15 protein-coding genes are annotated in these 19172 nt (G+C 69.4%); 8 read left to right on the top strand and 7 right to left on the bottom strand.

Features of this window, described 5'->3' with window-relative positions:
- Positions 1–213 precede the first annotated feature (213 nt).
- The 3 genes from AC068D_RS25820 to AC068D_RS25810 all read left to right on the top strand — a co-directional run bounded on the left by AC068D_RS25820 (position 214) and on the right by AC068D_RS25810 (position 3283).
- Positions 214–1083 (top strand): response regulator transcription factor, encoded by an 870-nt coding sequence (locus AC068D_RS25820; RefSeq protein WP_478825436.1) that lies wholly within the window; start codon positions 214–216, stop codon positions 1081–1083.
- Positions 1080–2534 carry a sensor histidine kinase gene (locus AC068D_RS25815; RefSeq protein WP_478825435.1) on the top strand — a complete coding sequence of 485 codons (1455 nt, stop codon included), beginning with the start codon at positions 1080–1082 and terminating at the stop codon, positions 2532–2534. The genes AC068D_RS25820 and AC068D_RS25815 overlap by 4 nt, the downstream gene beginning before the upstream one ends.
- 293 nt (positions 2535–2827) lie before the next feature.
- Positions 2828–3283 carry a hypothetical protein gene (locus AC068D_RS25810; protein WP_478825434.1) on the top strand — a complete coding sequence of 152 codons (456 nt, stop codon included), beginning with the start codon at positions 2828–2830 and terminating at the stop codon, positions 3281–3283.
- 148 nt (positions 3284–3431) lie between these two features.
- On the opposite strand, the gene AC068D_RS25805 is transcribed toward AC068D_RS25810, so the two are convergent.
- The 3 genes from AC068D_RS25805 to AC068D_RS25795 form a co-directional block, all read right to left on the bottom strand.
- Positions 3432–3743 carry a hypothetical protein gene (locus AC068D_RS25805; RefSeq protein ID WP_478825433.1) on the bottom strand — a complete coding sequence of 104 codons (312 nt, stop codon included), beginning with the start codon at positions 3741–3743 and terminating at the stop codon, positions 3432–3434.
- Between the two features lie 498 nt (positions 3744–4241).
- On the bottom strand, positions 4242–4724 hold the full coding sequence (locus AC068D_RS25800; protein WP_478825432.1) for a DUF6114 domain-containing protein: 483 nt from the start codon (positions 4722–4724) through the stop codon (positions 4242–4244).
- Between the two features lie 59 nt (positions 4725–4783).
- Positions 4784–5407: a DUF6230 family protein gene (locus tag AC068D_RS25795; protein ID WP_478825431.1), complete on the bottom strand. Its 624-nt coding sequence runs from the start codon at positions 5405–5407 to the stop codon at positions 4784–4786.
- 409 nt (positions 5408–5816) lie between these two features.
- Between AC068D_RS25795 and AC068D_RS25790 the strand changes: the two genes are divergently transcribed.
- Positions 5817–8216, top strand: coding sequence for a SpoIIE family protein phosphatase (locus AC068D_RS25790; protein WP_478825430.1), 2400 nt, complete (start codon positions 5817–5819; stop codon positions 8214–8216).
- A 15-nt stretch (positions 8217–8231) separates the two neighbouring features.
- On the opposite strand, the gene AC068D_RS25785 is transcribed toward AC068D_RS25790, so the two are convergent.
- Positions 8232–8906 carry a pyridoxamine 5'-phosphate oxidase family protein gene (locus AC068D_RS25785; RefSeq protein ID WP_478825429.1) on the bottom strand — a complete coding sequence of 225 codons (675 nt, stop codon included), beginning with the start codon at positions 8904–8906 and terminating at the stop codon, positions 8232–8234.
- 506 nt (positions 8907–9412) lie between these two features.
- Between AC068D_RS25785 and AC068D_RS25780 the strand changes: the two genes are divergently transcribed.
- Genes AC068D_RS25780 through AC068D_RS25770 form a run of 3 tightly spaced genes read left to right on the top strand, consistent with a single transcriptional unit; the run spans position 9413 to position 13322 of the window.
- A complete protein-coding gene (locus AC068D_RS25780; RefSeq protein WP_478825428.1) occupies positions 9413–10636 on the top strand; it encodes a hypothetical protein in 1224 nt (407 codons plus the stop codon).
- A gap of 38 nt (positions 10637–10674) precedes the next feature.
- Positions 10675–12810 (top strand): tetratricopeptide repeat protein, encoded by a 2136-nt coding sequence (locus tag AC068D_RS25775; RefSeq protein ID WP_478825427.1) that lies wholly within the window; start codon positions 10675–10677, stop codon positions 12808–12810.
- An 11-nt stretch (positions 12811–12821) separates the two neighbouring features.
- The gene (locus AC068D_RS25770; RefSeq protein WP_478825426.1) at positions 12822–13322 is read left to right on the top strand and encodes a flavin reductase family protein; all 501 of its coding nucleotides are present in this window, start codon (positions 12822–12824) and stop codon (positions 13320–13322) included.
- Between the two features lie 316 nt (positions 13323–13638).
- On the opposite strand, the gene AC068D_RS25765 is transcribed toward AC068D_RS25770, so the two are convergent.
- A complete protein-coding gene (locus AC068D_RS25765) occupies positions 13639–14427 on the bottom strand; it encodes an AfsR/SARP family transcriptional regulator (protein ID WP_478825425.1) in 789 nt (262 codons plus the stop codon).
- Positions 14428–15102: 675 nt separating this feature from the next.
- Positions 15103–17163 carry a phosphocholine-specific phospholipase C gene (locus AC068D_RS25760; RefSeq protein WP_478825424.1) on the bottom strand — a complete coding sequence of 687 codons (2061 nt, stop codon included), beginning with the start codon at positions 17161–17163 and terminating at the stop codon, positions 15103–15105.
- Positions 17164–17642: 479 nt separating this feature from the next.
- Between AC068D_RS25760 and AC068D_RS25755 the strand changes: the two genes are divergently transcribed.
- Positions 17643–18845 (top strand): PP2C family protein-serine/threonine phosphatase, encoded by a 1203-nt coding sequence (locus tag AC068D_RS25755; protein ID WP_478825423.1) that lies wholly within the window; start codon positions 17643–17645, stop codon positions 18843–18845.
- Here the strand turns inward: AC068D_RS25755 and AC068D_RS25750 are convergent.
- Entirely contained in the window at positions 18799–19125 is a 327-nt protein-coding gene (locus tag AC068D_RS25750; RefSeq protein ID WP_478825422.1) for a hypothetical protein, read from the bottom strand. The genes AC068D_RS25755 and AC068D_RS25750 overlap by 47 nt on opposite strands.
- Positions 19126–19172: the final 47 nt, after the last annotated feature.

Raw genomic sequence — 19172 nt, 5'->3', positions numbered from 1 at the left:
GTAGGGAACGCGAGGCAAGGCGAAGGTTAGACGAACCCTAACGCGACGTCAGAATTGGTGGGCCCACTGTGACTTGCCTCCCAGTGTGACGTGGACCCCGTGGCGTCCATTCAATCAAATGTACGGTGATCGTCCCGGGTGCGGACTGTCGGCAATTCGTGCTGTGCGGATTTACTCAGGATTTACTCTGGATTCACGGGAAGACGAAACACAATGATCCTGCGGGCCTTGCTCATCGAGGACGACGAGACGATCGCGGAACCCCTGGTGGAGGGCCTCGGCCGCTACGGCATGACGGTGGTCCATGTGAGCACGGGTGCCGCAGGGCTGCGAGGCCCCTACGGCGACATCGTCCTGCTCGATCTCGGGTTGCCCGATATGGACGGCATCGATGTCTGCCGTGGCATCCGTCAGGTCTCCGAGGTGCCGATCATCATGCTCACTGCACGGGGCACGGAGGCGGACCGGGTGCTCGGCCTAGAACTCGGCGCCGACGACTACCTGGCCAAGCCGGTCGGTCTTCGCGAGCTGATCGCACGCATCCGGGCCGTCACCCGCCGCACCGCAGCGCGGTCGGGCATCGCCCCCGCCGCTGCCCCGTCAGGCCCGGAGCAGGGGCCATCGACGTGGCGCGAGGCCGAGCCCGCCTCCCTGCACACGTCGCTGTCCGGCCCGCCGGTCGAGCCGCCACCCATCGGGCCCGTGCCCGTACGGGCCACCGAACCCGCGTCCCTGCTGTCGCGTTCGTCCCCCATGGGCGCACTGATCGTCGACCGCCGCACCCGCCAGGTGTGGATCGGGGAGCAGCCGGTCACGCTGACCCCCAAGGAATTCGACCTGCTGGCCCTGCTGGCAGAGGACCCCGGGGCCGTGTACTCGCGACAGCAGATCCTGGACCGGGTCTGGGACCCCCACTTCTACGGCCCCACCAAGACCCTGGACGTCCATGTCGCCACCCTCCGGCGCAAGTTGGGCGACCCGGCGTGGATCCAGACCTTGCGTGGAGTCGGGCTGCGGCTGGCCGTACGCACGCACGGCATCGCGCATGACGACGCCGTACGCACGGACTCGCACCCCCGATGACACGCCGACTGCTGCTCAGCTACCTCACCTTCGCCGCCTTCGTCCTCAGCAGCCTGGAGATCCCCCTGGGCTACGTCTACTCGCGCGCCGAACGCGAGCGCGCCGTCAATGCGGCCACGGAACAGGCCGAATCGATCGCCGACTTCGCAGCCCTCTCCATCGTCTACGGCCGCCGCGAGGAACTCGCGGCACGGGTCGACGGCTGCGCGAAACGCATCCGTGGCCGTGTCCTGGTCGTTGACGGCAACGGCACCCTGCTCGTCGCCTCGCACCGGCTCGGCCGGACACAGCGGGCGGACCTCTCCGAACGCCCGGAGATCTCCGCCGCGTTGCGCGGAGGTGACGGAGCCGATGTGCGTACGTCCACCATCGGCGGAGTCCAGTGGCTCTCGGTCGCCGTTCCGATACGGCACGGCGCGGGGCTTCACGGCGCCGTACGTCTCACCGTCCCCACCGAGACGATCGAGAACCATGTCAACCGGGTGTGGCTGGTGCTCGGGCTCGGTGGGCTCGGGGTGCTGGCCACGGTCGCCATGGTCGCCTTCGCACTGGCCCGCTGGATCGGCCGGCCGATCCTCGAACTGGAGCGTGCCGCCCGGACCCTGGCCGGCGGCAGCCTGTCCACCCCGGCCTCCGTCACCGCAGGACCGCCCGAAGTGCGCAGTCTGGCCGCCACCTTCAACCGCACGGCCGCTCTGCTCGAGCACCTGCTCGCATCCCAGAGCGCCTTTGCAGGGGAGGCGTCCCATCAGCTCAAGACCCCGCTCGCCGCACTGCGGCTGCGTCTGGACAACCTGGAGCCCGACACCCTGCCGCATGTGCGCGGCAGTCTGACCGCGGCCATGAGCGAGACCGACCGGCTGGCCAGAATGGTCGAGGGCCTCCTCTCCCTCGCCCGGATGGAGGAGACGGCGCTCGTCCCCGAACCCGTCGATCTGGACCCCGTACTGAAGGAGCGCACCCTTGCCTGGTCCGGGCTCTACGCACAGCAGGACGTAAGACTCGACCTCATCGGCAAACAGGGCGTCACCGTTCTCGCCCTGCCCGGGGCACTGGAGCAGATTCTGGACAACCTGCTCTCCAACGCCCTCCGCGTCGCCCCCGGGGGCAGCGCGGTGACCGTGTCCAGGCGACTCACCGCCACCGGAGCGGAGTTGCAGGTCCAGGACCAGGGACCGGGAATGACCGCCGAACAGCGCCGCCGTGCGTTCGACCGCTTCTGGCGCGCCGCCGACGCCCCCAAGGGCGGGACGGGCCTCGGTCTCGCGCTCGTGCAGCGCCTCACGCTCGCCGGTGGCGGCGAGGCCCTCCTCCTCCCCGCCCCCGGCGGCGGCCTCAAGGCGGTCATCCGCCTCCAGCCCGTGACGCCCCGCCGGCCCCACGGTCTGCCGAGCCTCCCGCGCCCCCGCCGCCGGGCCATCGGCGCGGGAACCGTCGGGGTGAAGCGGTGACCGGAGGCCGAGGCGACCATCGCGGGTGATCAGGAGTCCGGCGGCGAGGAGCGGAGGACCGCCCCGACGGATGGAACCTCGAGGCTCGGCCGGACGTCTCTCCAGGGGCAATTGAGGTGTTCGGGTCACTGGGGCAGTGACATGCACAGGGGCAGCGACCAGGTGGGCCCGGACCCGGAGCAGGGGACGGACGGTGTGGCGAGTTCCACGAGTTCGGGTCCGGATGTTCTCGTCCGGGCCGTGATCCGTCACCGCGTCCGAGCCAACTGTCGTTTCACTGGAGGGGATGTCGGATGATCAGGACAGAAGCGGGCCGAACCGGGTGCCCGAAGGAAGTGGAGACGGCCTTCAGGCTTTCGCTCGTCGCCATCGCCCTCGAGATCGTCGTCTGGGTGCTGGGCGTGTTCGTCATCTCTCCCACCGGGTTCGACGAGATGCGCAGCGAGTCGGGGCAGCGTGACGCCTCCGTCCAGATCGCCATTTCCGCTGCTGCCCTGATTGTCATCAGTGCCCTGTGGACCTTCTTCACCTTCAAGATGCGTGAGGGGCGCCACTGGGCAAGGATCCTCATTGCCCTCGCCGGTGTTCTCGGTGCACTCTTCGTCGTCAACAGTGCCAGCATGGACGGCAGTTGGGACTGGGCCCTGGTGTCCGAGCTCGTTCCGGACCTGCTGACCGTCGGTGCCGCTGTGCTGGTGTTCCTGCCGGCATCCAACCCGTACTTCAGCACGGCGGCGCGCGCCGCATAGCGGTCGCGCAGGTGGGTGTCGATGGGCGGTGGAGGGGCCGGAAGCCGGGAGAGTCCGATGTCCGCCGCATTCGCGGCCGGGCAGACGAGTGGCCCCGCCGATTGCCCCGGATGTCCGTGGGGCAGGGGCGAGCGGGGCCCGTGAACCGTCAGTCCCAGAGTTTGTACGTCACTTCCTCCGGAATCTGGGCCGGCCTGCCATCGGTGTAGACGAGTTGCAGCCGGGTGAAGTGCTTCAGCTCAGGTTGCTTCTGCCAGGTTTCCGGGAGGTCGAGCCTCACGGTGACCGGGTAGGAGTGGAACTTGCCTGCTGCGCAGTAGGGCTGACAGTCGTTCACCACGTCGAGTCCGCTGCCCACTGCGGACGTCTTCCCCCACGCGGACCATCGGAGTTCGGTGAGCCGGTTGTTGCCGTCCCCGCAGGCGAGCAGGAAGTCGCCGGGCCGAACCTGTGGCTCCATGAAGCAGTCGACTGCCACAACGTCACCGGGCGAGGGTGCCACTGCGGAAGCGGATACGGGTACTGCTGCTGCGAGCGCTGTAGCAGCACACAGCATGACCGCTGTCTTGAGCTTGCGTCTCTGCATATCGGCTCCCGGCTGCCTCTGTGCGAGCCCACGTGGCCCTTCGTTTCCAACGGACTCGCCCCGCGCGTTCACATCTCCGCGTCAGGAGCAGTCGTCGGTGGTGGGTCGTCGTCGGTGGTGGGTCGTCGGTGATGGGCGGCGCCTGTCCTTCTGAATCGACGCTACGACCGCGCTCAGAAATGCACCACCCGTACGGGGGACAACGGCACATCTGCCGCGTCGTCCCACGGAACTCGGCGGGGGAGCGGCGTCCGGCCGGGGCAGTACGCATACCGGGGCAGCGTCACCGTCCGTGACCTGCGTCGATGGTCGTCCCGCGCGAGCTCCTGCGATCTCCGTCGAGAATGACCGGTGCAGGTTCCGGGCGTGTCCTCACCCGTCGCCTCGGCCCTCGCCTGTCAGGACAGGCGTCGTGTCGCGATCCGGTGCCGGTCGCGGCTCGGCGTCGCCCGTCGGCGGGGCCCATGCGCAGGCCAGGGAGCCGCCGACGAGCCCGGAGAGCAGGCCGAGGAAGAGGCCCCCGAAGTTGGCGACGGGGAACGACACGAGCGCGAGCAGCAGAGTGGCGATCCCGGCGAACAGCCGCGCCTGCTGGTGGAACCAGAGCGTGATGCCGAGCACCACGAGCAGGACGCCGATGATCAGGGATCCTGCGCCGGCCGTGGTGGACAGGGCGAGTGGAACACCCGCCAGGTTCATGCGTACATAGGGGAAGTACATGATGGGAAGGCCCGCCGTGACGGTGAACAGTCCGGCCCAGAACGGACGGGTGCCCCGCCAGTTCCTGAATCGTCGTCGGGCGTCGACGGTGGCGACGCGCAGGTCCGGGCGTCTGCCGGCAATGTTGGAGAACACGAGCGCTTCCATGGTGGGGGGCGGGTGGCGGGGTGAGGCGGGTACTTCGGACCGGGTGGTCAGAAGCACTCGTGACGGCCTGCTCTGAGTCGCAGCTCCAGGTCGGGGACGTTGAGCGTGGCAGCCGTCACCGCGACCGCGGTGGCCTCCACATCGGTCAGCACGGCCGACACGGCCTGCTGGGCCACGCCGTTGGGGTCGAAGAATCGCGAGTTCCTGTCGCCCGGATTGATCGGTCCCTTGCTGACCGCGCCCGCCGCCACACCGATGTCGGCCGAGTCGAGATCGGCCTGCCCCACGGAGAGAGAGGTCGCATCGATGAACATGTTCTGCGCCTCGACCCGAGTCCGGTCGCCGCCGGTGAGCCTCAGGGTGTACGGGCCGAGGACGGGAATCGGAACCACCACGGACTGGCACAACGCGCTGATCTTCGCGTGCCGGAACCCGATGACCGAGACGGGCACAGGGGTGCCCTTCCTGGTCATGTCCACCATGCCGTAGATGCTCAGACCGCGGACGTTCAGTCGCTCCGCACTGACCTGGAACTTCTGGCCGGAGATGAGGAACGACGCGGCGAGCGCTCCCTGGGCCATTCCGATGCCGAGAGCCGCAGCGACACCGACGGCCGGGACGAGGACCGCCGCGAAGTGCTTCCAGCGGGTCCTGCCGAAACCGTGTGACATTGCGTCTCCTCCGGTCATGGAGCTTCCTTCCCGGTGCCGGGCACAGGCAGGCGACGTCCTTACGTCCAGTGACGGATCCTAGGCTTTCGGTAACGTCAGCCGACGGCACGTCAGGCCGAGCAGTCGGGTGACGCCCCTCTGGCGAGAATCGTTGCGGGGTGTACGAACCGTGCCGACGGCCCCGTCCGGGCCGCCCAACGGCGCACGGGGCGGGCCGGGGGCGGGCCGACGTGGGGCCCGGTCTTCCGACCGGGCCGTGGGTACCGGCCGGATGCGCCTGTCGCTGCCAGGAGGGGGTGCAGAAGCCGCCGGTCGGCGGTGTCCCGGGTGCACGAGCGGTCCACGTGTTTGCGCCCAGGAGGCATCGGGCGGATTCTGGATCTGATCGGGCGAAGCCGGTGAGGGCGTCATGAGCTACGCAAGGAAGGCGACCGGGGACGCCGACTTCCGTGGACCGCTGGACGTCACGAGGGCCGCCACATTCGTACTCGACGGCCAGGACGTCGTCATCGGCTGGAGCCCTCGGGCGGAAGCGCTTCTCGGCTACCTGCCGACCGAGATCATCGGCCGGCCCGTAGCCACGTTCCTGACGGCCGCGCCGGAATCGGGACCGGCCCGCCGGCCCGCCGCTGGTGCGGTCCCGCGCTTCCCGGAGCGTGATGTGCATCCGGCCCTCCACCGGGACGGTCACCGTCTGCAGCTGGTCACCGCGGTCTGTCGGCTGTCCGGAACCGGGCCGGCGGTACGCGTCGTCGTGGCCGCCGACCGGGAGCGGCTCAGGGCGTGGGAATCCCAGCTGGCGATGCTGCACGGCCTGGCCACGCAGTCTCCTGTGGGTCTGGCGATCTACGACACCGATCTTCGCCTCGTCTGGTGCAACGCCGTTTCCGAGGAGGAGCTCGGGCGGCCGCTCGAGGAGGCCCAGGGGGAGCTGGCGGACGAGCTGTACCCCGGGGGCAGATTTGTGACGCCGGGCTATCCGGAGTCGCTCCACGCGGTCATGCGCCACGTACTCGGGACCGGTGAGCCGTTCCTCGACCTGCACTTCTGCGGGGAGCAGCCGAGTGATCCGGGGAGAGAACACATCTGGTCGTGTTCGTACTACCGGTTGCAGGACGTGGACGGCCATGTGATCGGCGTGTGCGAGGACGCGTTCGACATCTCCGACCGCTACCAGGCGCAGCAGCAGCTGAATCTGCTGGTCGAGGCCGGCCGTCGGGTGGGAACGACGTTGGACGCGATCGTGACGGCCGAGGAGCTGGCCGAGGTGACGGTGGCCGAGTTCGCCGACCGTGTCGACGTCGACCTCGCTCCTGCTGTGCTGGACGGCGAGCTGCCGGGCATCACGGGCACGGGAGGCATCGAACTGTTGCGGGCGGCGTCGGGCTCGGCACCGTCCTTCGGCGTGGAGGACCCTTCCCAGGCCCGAAGCCGTTCACCGCGGCCGGTGGAGTACCCGAGCGGCTCGGCACAGCACCGCAGCCTCGCCTCGGGCGGGCTCGTACTGGAGGACGACACACTGGTGGTGCCGCTGCGTGCCGGAGGGAATGCGTTGGGTCTCGTCACCTTCCTCCGTGGCAGCGGGTCGGGCATCTTCGACAAGGGTGCGGTCGCGGTGGCGGACGAGCTCGTCGCCCGCGCCGCGGTGTCCATCGACAATGCCCGCCGCTTCACCCGTGAACGCGATGCGGCCCTGACCCTTCAGCGGCAGCTCCTGCCGCAGAATCTCCAGCCGAATTCCGCTGTCGACCTGGCATATCGCTATCTGCCCACGGACGATCTGGGCGGTGTCGGCGGGGACTGGTTCGATGTGATCCCGCTGTCGGGGACGCGCATCGGGCTCGTGGTGGGAGACGTGGTGGGGCATGGGCTGCACGCCGCCGCCACCATGGGACGGCTGCGGACAACGGTACGAGCGCTGGCGCCCATGGACATGCCGCCGGAGGAGCTCCTCATGCGGCTCGACGATCTCGTGGGCCAGTCGGTGGGGGACGGAGGCGACGCTCTCGGTGCACTGGCCGGCAACGGCGATGTGGCAGCGGGAGCCACCTGCCTCTACGCGGTCTACGACCCCGTGTCACGACGCTGCACGATGGCACGGGCAGGCCACCTTCCGCCGGCGATCGTGGAACCCGACGGACATGTCGGATTCCCCGATCTGCCGGCCGGCCCACCCCTCGGTCTGGGCGGGCTGCCCTTCGAGTCCGTGGAGATCGAACTGCCGGTGGGCAGCCTCGTGGCCCTGTTCACGGACGGTCTGGTCGAGACGCGCGACCGGGACATCGACGAGGGACTGAAGGCCCTGGAGACGGCCCTCGGCGAGGACTCGAATTCCCTCGACGAACTCTGTGACCGTGTCATCTCCGGACTCCTGCCGGGCGGCACGACCACCGACGACACGGCTCTCCTGCTCGTCCGCACCCGTGAACTCGACACCAACAGGGTCGCCACCTGGAACCTGCCGGCGGAACCGGTCGCAGCCGGTCGCGCGCGGGAGCAGGTCGCCCGGCAGCTGAGCGACTGGGGACTGGACGAGCTCGTGTTCCCCACCGAGCTGATCGCCAGCGAGCTGGTCACCAATGCGGTCAAGCATGCCGAGGGCCCCCTGCATCTGCGGCTCATCCATGACCGCACGCTCGTGTGCGAGGTTGCGGACGCCGGGCACACCGCCCCTCACCTGCGACACAGCGCGGACGACGACGAAGGCGGGCGCGGACTGTTCATCGTGGCCCAGATCGTGGGGAGATGGGGGACGCGCTACGGCCACTGGGGCAAGACCATCTGGACCGAGCAGGCGCTGCGAGCATGACCGGGGCCGGTCATGTCATGTCAGGTCGTCGGTGCCGTGTGCCGACGGGGCGAGGCGGGCCGGTGGCTGCGATGCGTCGTCCCACTGCACGTCCTGGTGCGGTGGCGGAGTCGTGAAGTAGTCGGCGTCCTTGTGCCGATCGGCGCGTGAGCGGGGGCGCTGCGCCGGCTCGAGGTGGGGGATGTGCTTGGAGCAGTGCACATATGCCTCTTCCACCGTGATGTGCACCCAGAGTTCGGGACGGCGGCCGGGAGCGGTGTCCCTGGGCAGGCTCGGGTAGGCCTGCCGCTGTTCCTCGTCCCGGCGCAACCGTGCTGTGCCGTTGACGTGCAGCCCGATGTGATCGTGGGTGAAGTCGAGGAACAGCAGGCCGATATGAGGGTTCTCGGTGATGTTTCCTGCGCCGGCAAGTACACCGTTGCCCCGATATTCCGGGTAGGTGAGGGTGCGGTCGTCCAGCACGACGACGAAGCCGGGAGGACCTGCACGGAAGGTGGCGTCGCAGGCGCCGCGGGCATCTGCCGTGGACAGGAACGCCATGGTCTGCCGCTGTATGAAGTCACTCATCTGCGAGGTGAGTCGGGGCTGCACCTGGCGGTCGTAGAAGGCAGCAGCCTGTTCGGCCGTGCCGAGAAGGTGCTGAAGGCGACGCTCGCCGGCCGACCCGGAGGTCTCGTGGGCGTTGTTCACGGAGGGCACTGTCTTCCTGTGGGCCGTCGACGGGGGACGTGGGCGGTGCCTGCCGCACTCTAACGCCGCATGGAACGCGCTGTCGTCGCCCGTGCACATGCGCGATCCGCTCATCCTCCTTTCCCTGCCGGCACCTTGCGGCCGAGGAGGCCGGGACCAGGTGGTGAAGAGGGTTTGGTGGAGTTATGGAGAAAGTATGGCGACCCTCGCCAGGATGAAGAAGCCCACAGCCCCTGCTGTCGTGAAGGAGGTGCTCAGATGAAGAAGATCCAGATTCGCAAGGCCGGCCCCGTCCGCCTGACGTCCTCGGCCTGCAGCGTGTACACGAACCCGAACTGATCCTGGATCAGGTGAGTTCCGGGCCCACTGGCGCACCGGGGCCCTCGGCACCGTCGTGTCCGCGGAACGGTCCGAACGATTCGGACCCACCGTGGCACGACGGTGTCACCCGGAGCGCGTGAGGCCCCGCTCCATGTCGGGTCCGACCGAAGCCGAGGGAGAACTCCATGGCGGAGCAGGGCATCCGCAACAGCGCCGACACCCCGCTGACACTCCATGCGCTGGTCTATCTGGAGGACGGCGAAGAAGTCACCATCGGGCGCCCCGACACCGACTCCTACGCAATCTTCCCTCCCGACGGTGCTCAACTGGTGCGCCGCCTGGAAGAGGGAGCCACGCCCGCACAGGCCTCCGACTGGTACGCCGAGGAGTACGGTGAGCGGGCCGATGTCGACGATGTCATCGAGGCGCTGCGCGAGCTGGGGTTCGTCCGGCAGGCCGACGAGGAACCGGCGGTATCGGCGCCCGTACGATGGCAGCGGCTCGGCCGGGCGCTGTTCTCACCGCTCGCCTGGGTCTGCTACGGGGTGATCGTGGCCTGGGCGGTGCTGCGCATGATCCTCTCCCCGGACCTCGTCCCGACCTCGCAGGATCTGCTGTTCAGCGACTACTACGCGGTGATCAGTGTGGTGCTCCTGATCGCCGCGGTCCCGCTCATCGCGGTCCACGAGGCCTTCCACGCACTGGCCGCACGCCGCCTCGGCGTCCGCTCGAGGACCCGCATGTCGTACCGCTTTTACTTCCTGGTCGTCGAGACGGCGCTGGACGGCCTTGTCGCCGTCGAGCGCAAGAAGCGCTATCTGCCGATCGTGGCCGGTATGGTCGCCGACTGCGTTCTGCTCGGTCTGCTCATCACGGTGGCGGACGCGGCCCGCGGCCCCGGCGGAGCGGACAGCGTCACCAGCCGGGTGTGCCTCGGACTGGCCTTTGCGGCGTTGCTGCGTCTGTTGTGGCAGTTCTTTCTGTATTTGCGCACCGACGTCTATGTGCTGATCACCACCGCACTCGGCTGCGTGGATCTGCACACCACGTCCGTACGCCTGCTGCGCAACCGCTTGCTGCGGCTGTGCCGGCGGACCGACCGGCTGACGGACGAGTCCCGGTGGCACCCGGTGGACCGGAGGGCGGCACGCTGGTACTCCTGGCTCATCCTGGTCGGTTACACGATCAGTCTGGTCACCTTCGTGCTGGCACTTCTCCCCGTACTCGTCCAGATGGTTTCCGGTGCGGTCTCCCGTTTCGGTGCCGGGCAGCAGACGAGTTGGGTCGACCTCCTGGACTCCTCGGTCTTTCTGCTTCTCACCTTCGCCCAGCTCGGCCTCACCATCTGGATCGCCGCCAGAGAACGCATACGCGAGCGGCGGTCCCGCACCCAACATGTCATCGCCTGACGGGAAACCCGGACGGCCCCTCTGTGAAGGGCAGGTTCATGACCGGCCACTACTGGATATCGGCTCCTGAGCGCCGCGAGCGTGACCGACTGCGGGCCGGCCTCAAACTGCCCTCCGTGATTGCGGTGGTGGACGCACACCGACGGCTTCGCGGTCCCTACACGGCGGCGGGTGCGCTGATGCGGCTGGTGGCCCCGGATGCGCTTCTCCGACGCCCGGCGCTGGCCGACCGCCACTACATCGAACTGCAGGAGAGCACCCCCGAACTGCGCCCGCTGGTACCGCCGATCGTGCGGGTCCTGGAGCAGAACGCCAAGGCACCGGGAGAGGCCAGCAGATATCCGGCCCGACTGCACTCGCTGCGCGTTTCCCACGGCCTGGTGGACTTCCTGCTCACCGCGCTGACCGACACCGCCCACGACGGACCCCGCACCCTGGTCGTGGAGAACGTTCAGCACGCCGACGTCACCGACCAGGAGTTCCTCGCCGCCGCACTCCGGCGCATACCGGCGGAGCTGCTCACGCTCGTGGTGGGTTCGGACACCGAGGCACTGGTCGACCCGCCCGGAATGATCTCGGTGTCGCTGCCCGAGGAGCTCGCCGCGCACACCACCCGGATCTCGCGCCCGGCACCCGCGAGCGCCACAGGTCCGCAGCCTGCGGGGGGTCCGCCCGAGGAACTCCTCGAAAGGGCCACCCGATATGTGGAGGGGGACTGCGTCGACGACGACCCCGTGCTGGTCGCCGCATACGAGCGGATCACCGCCGAGCAGCGCACGGCCCTGCACGACCGCAGGGCCGAGACCCTGGCGGCCCTGGCCGACGTGGAGCCCTCGTTGAAGCTGGGCGCCCTGCCGTACCACCTGCTGCGGGGCAGCGACCCCGACGGCGCCGGCCTGGACGCCCTGCGCTGGGCCCAGGGTCGCTGCAAATACCTGGGGTTCTACCATGCCGCGGCGGAAATGGGAGAGGACGGCCGGCATCGGGTGGACCCGGCAGCACGTCCCGGACTGTGGTGGACCTTCACCCGGGAGACGGGGGTGTGTCTGGCCGCCGCGGGCCGGCCGGAGGAGTCGGCGGCGGTGCAGGAGGAGGCACGTACCGAGACCATCGCACCCATGCACCACATGAGCCTGGCCTACGAGACCGGAATGCTGTACGCCAGGCACTTCCCGCCCGCACTGCGCGATGAACACAAGGCCCGGGCCTGGGTCAACCAGGCCATCGCGATCTCGGACCTGCTGCCCGACCCCAAGGAACGTGCCTTCTACTCGGTGTTCAACCGCAACGGGCTCGCGCTGGTGGAGATCCGGGCCGGACGGCCCGATGAGGCACTGCGGCTGCTGGACGAGGGAATGGAACGGCTCGACCGGGAACTCGGCATCGGCGAGCGGACCTGGCACCGCGTGGGCCTGCGCTACAACCGGGCACAGGTGAACGGCATGAGCGGCCGGCTGGAGGACGCACTCGACGACTACGCGGGAATCATCGACGCGGACAGTGACTTCGCCGACCACTACTTCAACCGCGGCAGCATCCAGCGGCGGCTGGGCCGGATCGAGGAGGCCATTGCAGACTTCGAGAGGGCGCTCTCCCTGGAGCCGCCGTTCCCGGAGGCCTACTACAACCGGGGCGATTCCCGACTGGAACTCGGCGACGCCGATGGCGCGTTGGCCGATTTCGAACGGACCCTGGAGTTGGATCCGGGCCATCTGGAGGCGTGGCTGGCCCGCGCGGGGCTGCTGGCCGACCTCGGGAACACCGAGGCCGCGATGGAAAGCGTGACCGCAGGGCTGCGGCTGGCCCCCGAGCACGCCCATCTGCTCTGTCTGCGAGGACGTCTTCAGGGGGAGGAGGGCAGGCTGGCCGAAGCCCGGGACTCACTGGCAGCAGCGCTGGACAATGACCCGCGGCTGGCCGAGGCATGGGCGGTGAAGGCGGAACTTGCCTATCTGGAAGGCGATCTGACGGCGGCACTCGCCGACTTCGACCGCGCGGTGGAGCTCGGTGACCGGCCGGAGTTCCGTTTCAACCGGGGTGTCGTCCACGAGGCGGCAGGCAGCTTCGGCCGGGCGGTGGCGGATTTCGACGCGGTCCTGGCCGTCGCCGACGACGCCGAGGCGCGCGGCCGCCGGGAGTCGTGCCTCCGCGCTGCCGAGCGCGCCCACGCGTAGGGGCCGGCCGGATGGGCGCCCGACAGGAGGAGCAGACCGATGTGGCCGCACAGTTCACCGAGGCGATGTCGCGCCTGGTGTCGGGGGTTGCGGTGGTCTCCGCACGGCGGGCCGACGGTCTGCCGTGCGGGCTGCTGGTGTCGTCACTGTGCTCCTACAGTGTGAATCCGCCGTCGGTCCTGGTGGCACTTGCCCGTAGCTCCCGGACCTGCCGCGAGCTCGGCACCGGGGTGGGCACGCCCTTCGGTATCCATCTGCCGGCCCGAACGGACTCCGCCCTGGCCCAGGTCTTCGCCGGCAGCGGGGAGGACAAGTTCGCCGATGTGCTGTGGGAATGGGACGGCGAAGTGCCCCGACTGGCCGGCGTGCCGGTCTACATCCGCTGCCGGGCGGGCGCCCTGTTCCCGCACGGCGACCATGTGATCGTGGTGGGTACGGTGACGGACTGCGCCGTGCAGGCCGGCGAGCCCCTCGTGTACTTCCGGCGACGGCTGGACTGGCGGCTCGGCTGACCTCACTCTCTTCCGACTGCGCCGACGGCACTCCCCGTCACCGGTCCCGTATCGGTGCAGGGCCTGAACGATCTTGTGCACAATCTTCGGCCGTTCTGCGGAGATCAGGCAGGAGACGGACTCTTGGCCGTTCGCGTCCACGTGAAGGCGACCACCACGTGCGGCTCTTCGCCGAGCCGGCGCGTCACTGTCCGCAACTCACCACGCGGCGGTGCAGGGAGGACCGGATCGTGGCAGCACGCCGTCGGGCACCCGGTGCGGGCCGGGGCTTTCCGGCCCCGGCCCGGGCTGCTCCGCACGACGTCGGTGCCGTCGGTCAGCGGACTGCCACCGCCTCGGGGGACACACCCATGGGCCGACAGCGTTCATGACCCGCGTTGCCCGGCCGTACTCCGCCCAGCAGCGCCTTCTGTGCGCTCCGGAGACCGGGCCCCGGCTCGATGCCGGTGCTCTCCACCACGGTGCGCCGGGCGCGGGAGTACGCGTCCAGTGCCTCCGCTCGGCGGCCCGTCTCGGCCAGCGCGAGCATCAGCTGCTCATGGAAGCCCTCGCGCAGGGGATGACGTGCACACAGCTCCTCGAGTTCGCCGACCACCTCGCGCGCCCGGCCCCGGCAGATGTCCGCGCCGATCCGGTCATGGACCAGGGCCAGCCGCTCCTCCTCCAGCCGTACCGCGTAGTGCGCCGGCAGACAGGCTTGGCCAAGATCCCCCAAGGGCGTGCCCCGCCAGAGGGTCAGCGCCTGGCGAAACGCTTCGGCAGCCGCCGGACAGTTCCCTGCGGTCATCAGATCGCGGCCGAGGGCGGCTGCCGCGCGGAAACGGTCCAGATCCAGCTCACCCGGTCGAACACGCAGCAGATAGCCGGAGCCGGAGGTGCGCAGCAGCGGATGCCGACGCGCATCATGGCCTTGCCGGCTGTGCCCGGGGTCCAGGGCGCGGCGCAGCCCCGACACATACATCTGCAGCGTCGAGACCGCCGACCTGGGTGGTCGGTCGGCCCAGAGCTCGTCGATCAGTGTGTACGCCGGGAAGGGCCGGTTGGCATGCAACAGGAGGAGTGCGAGCAGGGCGCGTTGCTTGAGGGCCGTCGGGGTGCACGACACGCCTGCGCGCCGCACCTCGAGCGGCCCCAGAATCAGGTATTTCGGCTCGTACGGTCGCTCCGGATCCCCGACGGGCACCCCGGGTGTGCCCGTCGGGGATCCCTCGGGGGCACCGGGGGAGTACAGAGTGCTCGGGTGTGCCGAGGGTCTTGCTTTCTTGGCCAGCACTGAACTGCCACCCCCGCGATACGGCGCCCGCGGGCGCGCTGTCCTGTAGGTCGTTGCGCTGCCGAGATCTCTGGTGCGCACGACATGGATAAGGGATCCGCCGTATGGGTGTCACCGGCGCGAACAGGCCAACTCGTAAGCGGAACAGGCGAATTGGTGACCGATAAGGTCTCAGTCGGGCGAGCCTGGGGCGCGGGCGCCGGCCATCCGCACGTCGCCGGGATCGCCCGCGAGGTTTCGGCGTCGGCGCGGTATGGACCTCTTCGGTCATCGGAACCGGCTCACCGCTATCCGGAACCGGAGCAAGTGGCGCTCGCCGTGCGGGTGGCGGGGCGACCGACGAACACCGGATGCCGTTGCCGGATCTCTCCGGTTCCTGAGCCGTCCCGGCCACTGTCGCGCTGCGTGCCCCTCCGTGACCGCCTCCGCGGCTGTTGTACGCGAGAACGCGCCGCTCCGGGCACTCTGGGTGCCGGAGCGGCGCGATTCGAGGGCGCGCAGGATCGGTCAGTCGGTGAGGATGCCCGGGTCGGAGAGGCCCGGGGCGCCGGTCTCGACGTGGCCCGCGAAACGGCGGAGGAAGTCGGCCTGGCCGGCGGAAGTGACCGACACGTCGTACCAGTTGCGGCAGGCGCTCAGGTCCACGGTGTGCTTCATGCTCGTGTTCTTGCGGATCGTGAAGGTCCGGGGCGTGCCGCCGTAGGTGTTGCCGACGGTGAGACGGGCGTCGGCGGAGCCTGGGTTGGTGAAGGTCAGATCGAGGTTGCCGGTTGCGGCGTTGTGGCGGGCGGTGACTTCGGGGCCGGCGGTCTTTCCGGGGTTGCGGAAGCCCCGCAGGAAGCCGTTCGGGCCGTGGACGGTCAGATCCGTGACGCCCTTCGAGTACCGCGTGTTCCAACTGTCGGCGATCGATTTGCCGGCCTCGGTCGTGTACGTCCACGGCGCGTCGGTCCGGTTTGCCGAGGTGACGTAGAACTGCGCACCCGCCGCCGGGCCACCGCTGAAGGTGAGCCGGTACTTGCCGGTGCTCGTGTCGGCGGAGCCGTCCACGTAGGGCTCGTACGCGAGCGGGCGGGTGGGCTTGCTGCCCGGCTCCTGCCGGGGCATGGTTCCGACGGCCGGGGCGGTGGGCCGGTAGTCGGGGTGGCGCTCGCGGTCCGGCGGGAAGTATCCGGCGGTCGGCGGCAGGTCGACCGGTGGTGCGGTCTGTACACGCGCGAAGTCGAATGCGGAGGTCAGATCGCCGCAGACGGCGCGCCGCCAGGGCGAGATATTGGGCTCGTGCACGCCGAAGCGGCGTTCCATGAAGCGTATGACCGAGGTGTGGTCGAACGTCTCGGAGCAGGTGTAGCCGCCGGTGCTCCAGGGGGAGACGACGAGCATGGGCACACGCGGGCCGAGGCCGTACGGGCCGGCGACATAGTCCGTCCTGCCCGGGAAGTGGTCCAGCGCCGTGGGGGTCGTGGACAGGCCCTGGTCGGGTCCGGACGGTACGTACGGCGGCACCACGTGGTCGAAGAAGCCGTCGTTTTCGTCGTAGGTGATGAACAGGGCGGTACGGGCCCAGACGTCGGGGTTCGACGTGAGCGCGTCGAGGACCTGTGCGATGTACCAGGCGCCGTAGTTGGCGGGCCAGTTGGAGTGCTCGGAGAAGGCTTCGGGGGCGGCGATCCACGAGATCCGGGGAAGGCGTCCCGCCTGGACGTCGGCCCGTAGGACGTCGAAGTAGCCGTCGCCGTTCTTGGCGTCGGTGCCGGTGCGGGCCCTGTCGTACAACGGATTGCCGGGCCGGGCGCCCCGGTACGTGTTGAAGTACAGCAGCGAGTTGTCGCCGTAGTTGCCGCGGTAGGCGTCCTCGATCCAGCCCCAGGAGCCTGCGGCGTCGAGGCCGTCGCCCACGTCCTGGTAGATCTTCCAGGTGATTCCGGCGCTCTCGAGGCGCTCGGGGTAGGTCGTCCAGTCGTACCCGGCCTCGGCGTTGTTGAGGACCGGGCCGCCGCCGCTGCCGTCGTTGCCCGTGTGGCCCGTCCACATGTAGTAGCGGTTCGGATCGGTGGAGCCGATGAACGAGCAGTGGTACGCGTCGCAGATCGTGAAGGAGTCCGCGAGCGCGTAGTGGAACGGGATGTCCTCGCGGTTCAGGTACGCCATGGTGGTGGCGGTCTTCGCCGGCACCCACTGGTCGTACCGGCCCTTGTTGAAGGCCTTCTGGCCGCCGGCCCAGTCGTGGTTGAGGCCCTGGAGGAACTCCATGCCGAGATCGTCGACCGGGGGCCGGAACGGCAGGGTCACCTTCTTGCCGTCCGCCTGGTTCCATACGGACTTGCCGCTGGGCAGGGTGACAGGGCGAGGGTCGCCGAAGCCCCGTACACCCTTCATCGCACCGAAGTAGTGGTCGAAGGAACGGTTCTCCTGCATCAGGACGACGATGTGCTCAACGTCCTGGATGGTGCCGGTGGTGCCCTGGGCGGGGATGGCTGCCGCCCTTGCGATGCTGTCGGACAGCATGGTGAGTGCGGTGGCGCCACCTGCCAGCTGCAGGAAGCGGCGGCGGTTGAGATCTGCCATGGGGGAGTTGACCTCCGCGGGGTGAGGGGGCCGGTGTGCGGGCGCCCCAAGGACAGCGTCCTCGGGGCACGTTCCGGCGGACGTCTGATGACTGTCCGCCGTACGGCAGGCGAATGCCTTGCGCCGACTGCCTGTCTGGCCAACTCCGGCCGGATCCGTCGCCGTGACCGGGGTCCGCGGATGCCTCCGGCCGCCACATGGCCGACGGGGCCTGCGGAGCCCCGGACGCGCCGGCCGTCGCGATGCGGCGCGGGCGTGCGGATCTCCTGGGACGTTCCGGCCGTCGTGATGCGGCGCGGCGTCCGGAGGCTCTCCTCGGACGTGCGCGGGCGTGGACGCCCGGTCCGGTCCTTGGCGGGGGGTGAGGGGCGGGCTGCACCGGTCGGCGAGGTCCGGCGGGCACCTCGGGTCGACGGATGCCCGGGCGGTTCCCCGGGCGATGAGTGGAAGAGTGCGCCCCGAAGAGGCAGGCTGTTTGCATGCGGTCGATCTTCCGCTCATCCCTTCGATCAGGAGCGGGCGGTCACAGCCGGGTCCTCTTCACCCTCGCCCAGTGTGTGCCGTTCGCGATCGCACTGCTCGTGGTGGTCATCGAGCTCTCCCCGGCACACACCGTGTACACCGGCCCGATGCTCACCGCGACGCCTGCGCTGGCGGGGGTGATGATGGGGCCGAAGGGCACCATCTCCGCGGCGGTCTGCGCGCTGGCCGTCAGCGTGACCACTGCCACCTACAACCAGGCATGGGGAAGCCAACAGGTCTATACCAATCTTCTGGCGCTTCTCCTGGTGTCCGTGGCCAGCGTCACGATGAGTAGCGCCGCGCGTACGCGCAGGGAGAGCGAGCTCAACCAGGTGCGCCGGATCGCCGCCGCAGCGCAGGCGGTCCTTCTGCGCCCCGTGCCCGCCCGGCTGGGCCCGCTCAGAGCGGCCAGCATGTACCTCGCGGCCGAGCAGGGTGCGCAGATCGGCGGTGATCTGTTCGAGGCCGTGCAGACCCGGTACGGAGTCCGGATGATCGTGGGGGACGTCCGGGGCAAGGGGCTGCCTGCCGTGCGCTCGGCAGCCGCCGTGCTCGGCGCGTTCCGGGAGGCCGTGCACTACGAGGAAGACCTGGTGGAGGTGATGGATCACTGCGCTGCCGCGCTGCGACGGGAGCGTGCCACGCCGGGGGCGGTCGACCCGACGGCCCAGGTGGAGGGTTTCGTCACCGCGCTCGTGGTGCAGGTGCCGGACGGGCAGGTGGTCGAGGTGGTCAACCGCGGCCATCCGCCTCCGCTGCTGCTGCACCGGAGCAAGGCCCACGCCCTGATGCCCGGCTGTCCGCTGCCGCCCCTCGGACTGGAGGACCTGATGGCGGGCCCTCCTGCCAAGGCGGAGAGCTATTCGTTCGCACCCGGAGACCGTCTGCTCCTGCACACGGACGGTGTGATCGAGGCCCGGAACTGCGACAACGATTTCTTCGCCCTGCCGGAGGCCCTCGAGGCGGTGCGCGCCCGCACCCCGCAGGAGTTCCTGGAACAGCTGCACCAGGCGCTGATGCACCACACCGAGGGCTGCCTCACGGACGATGTGGCCATGCTCCTCGTCGAACGGCTCGGCGAGGCCGAGGAAGCCGGCGAACACGGCGATGCCCTCAGTTCAGTGGCGCGCTCCGAACCGCCCGGTCACCCGGCGCCGTAGGCGCCGGGATGTCCAGCAGTCCCTTGTCGGCCGAACCCGCCGGGGCATCCGCGCCCACAGGCGTACTGGTCGTGGGCCGCGCGGCCGCGCAACGCTGCTTCTCCGACTCGGACATGGGACCGGTGCGCTGGAGGATACGATCCGGTACTGCCCGGGAAGGGCCGTCGACGACCGCGTGCAGTCGGTAGGCGTCCTTCTTGCTGACGAACCAACCCTCGACCCGCTCCCTGCTGGGCTGCATTTCCACCCAACTGACCTCGCCGGGCCGGATCTTCTCCACGATCTCCCGCCGGTCGCTGCTGAACCACTGCCAGGGCCGGTGCCATC

It is taken from the genome of Streptomyces sp. NPDC043861 (assembly GCF_056435905.1).
Note: the sequence above shows the minus strand (reverse complement) of the source record. Positions and strands in the feature narration are given on the sequence as shown.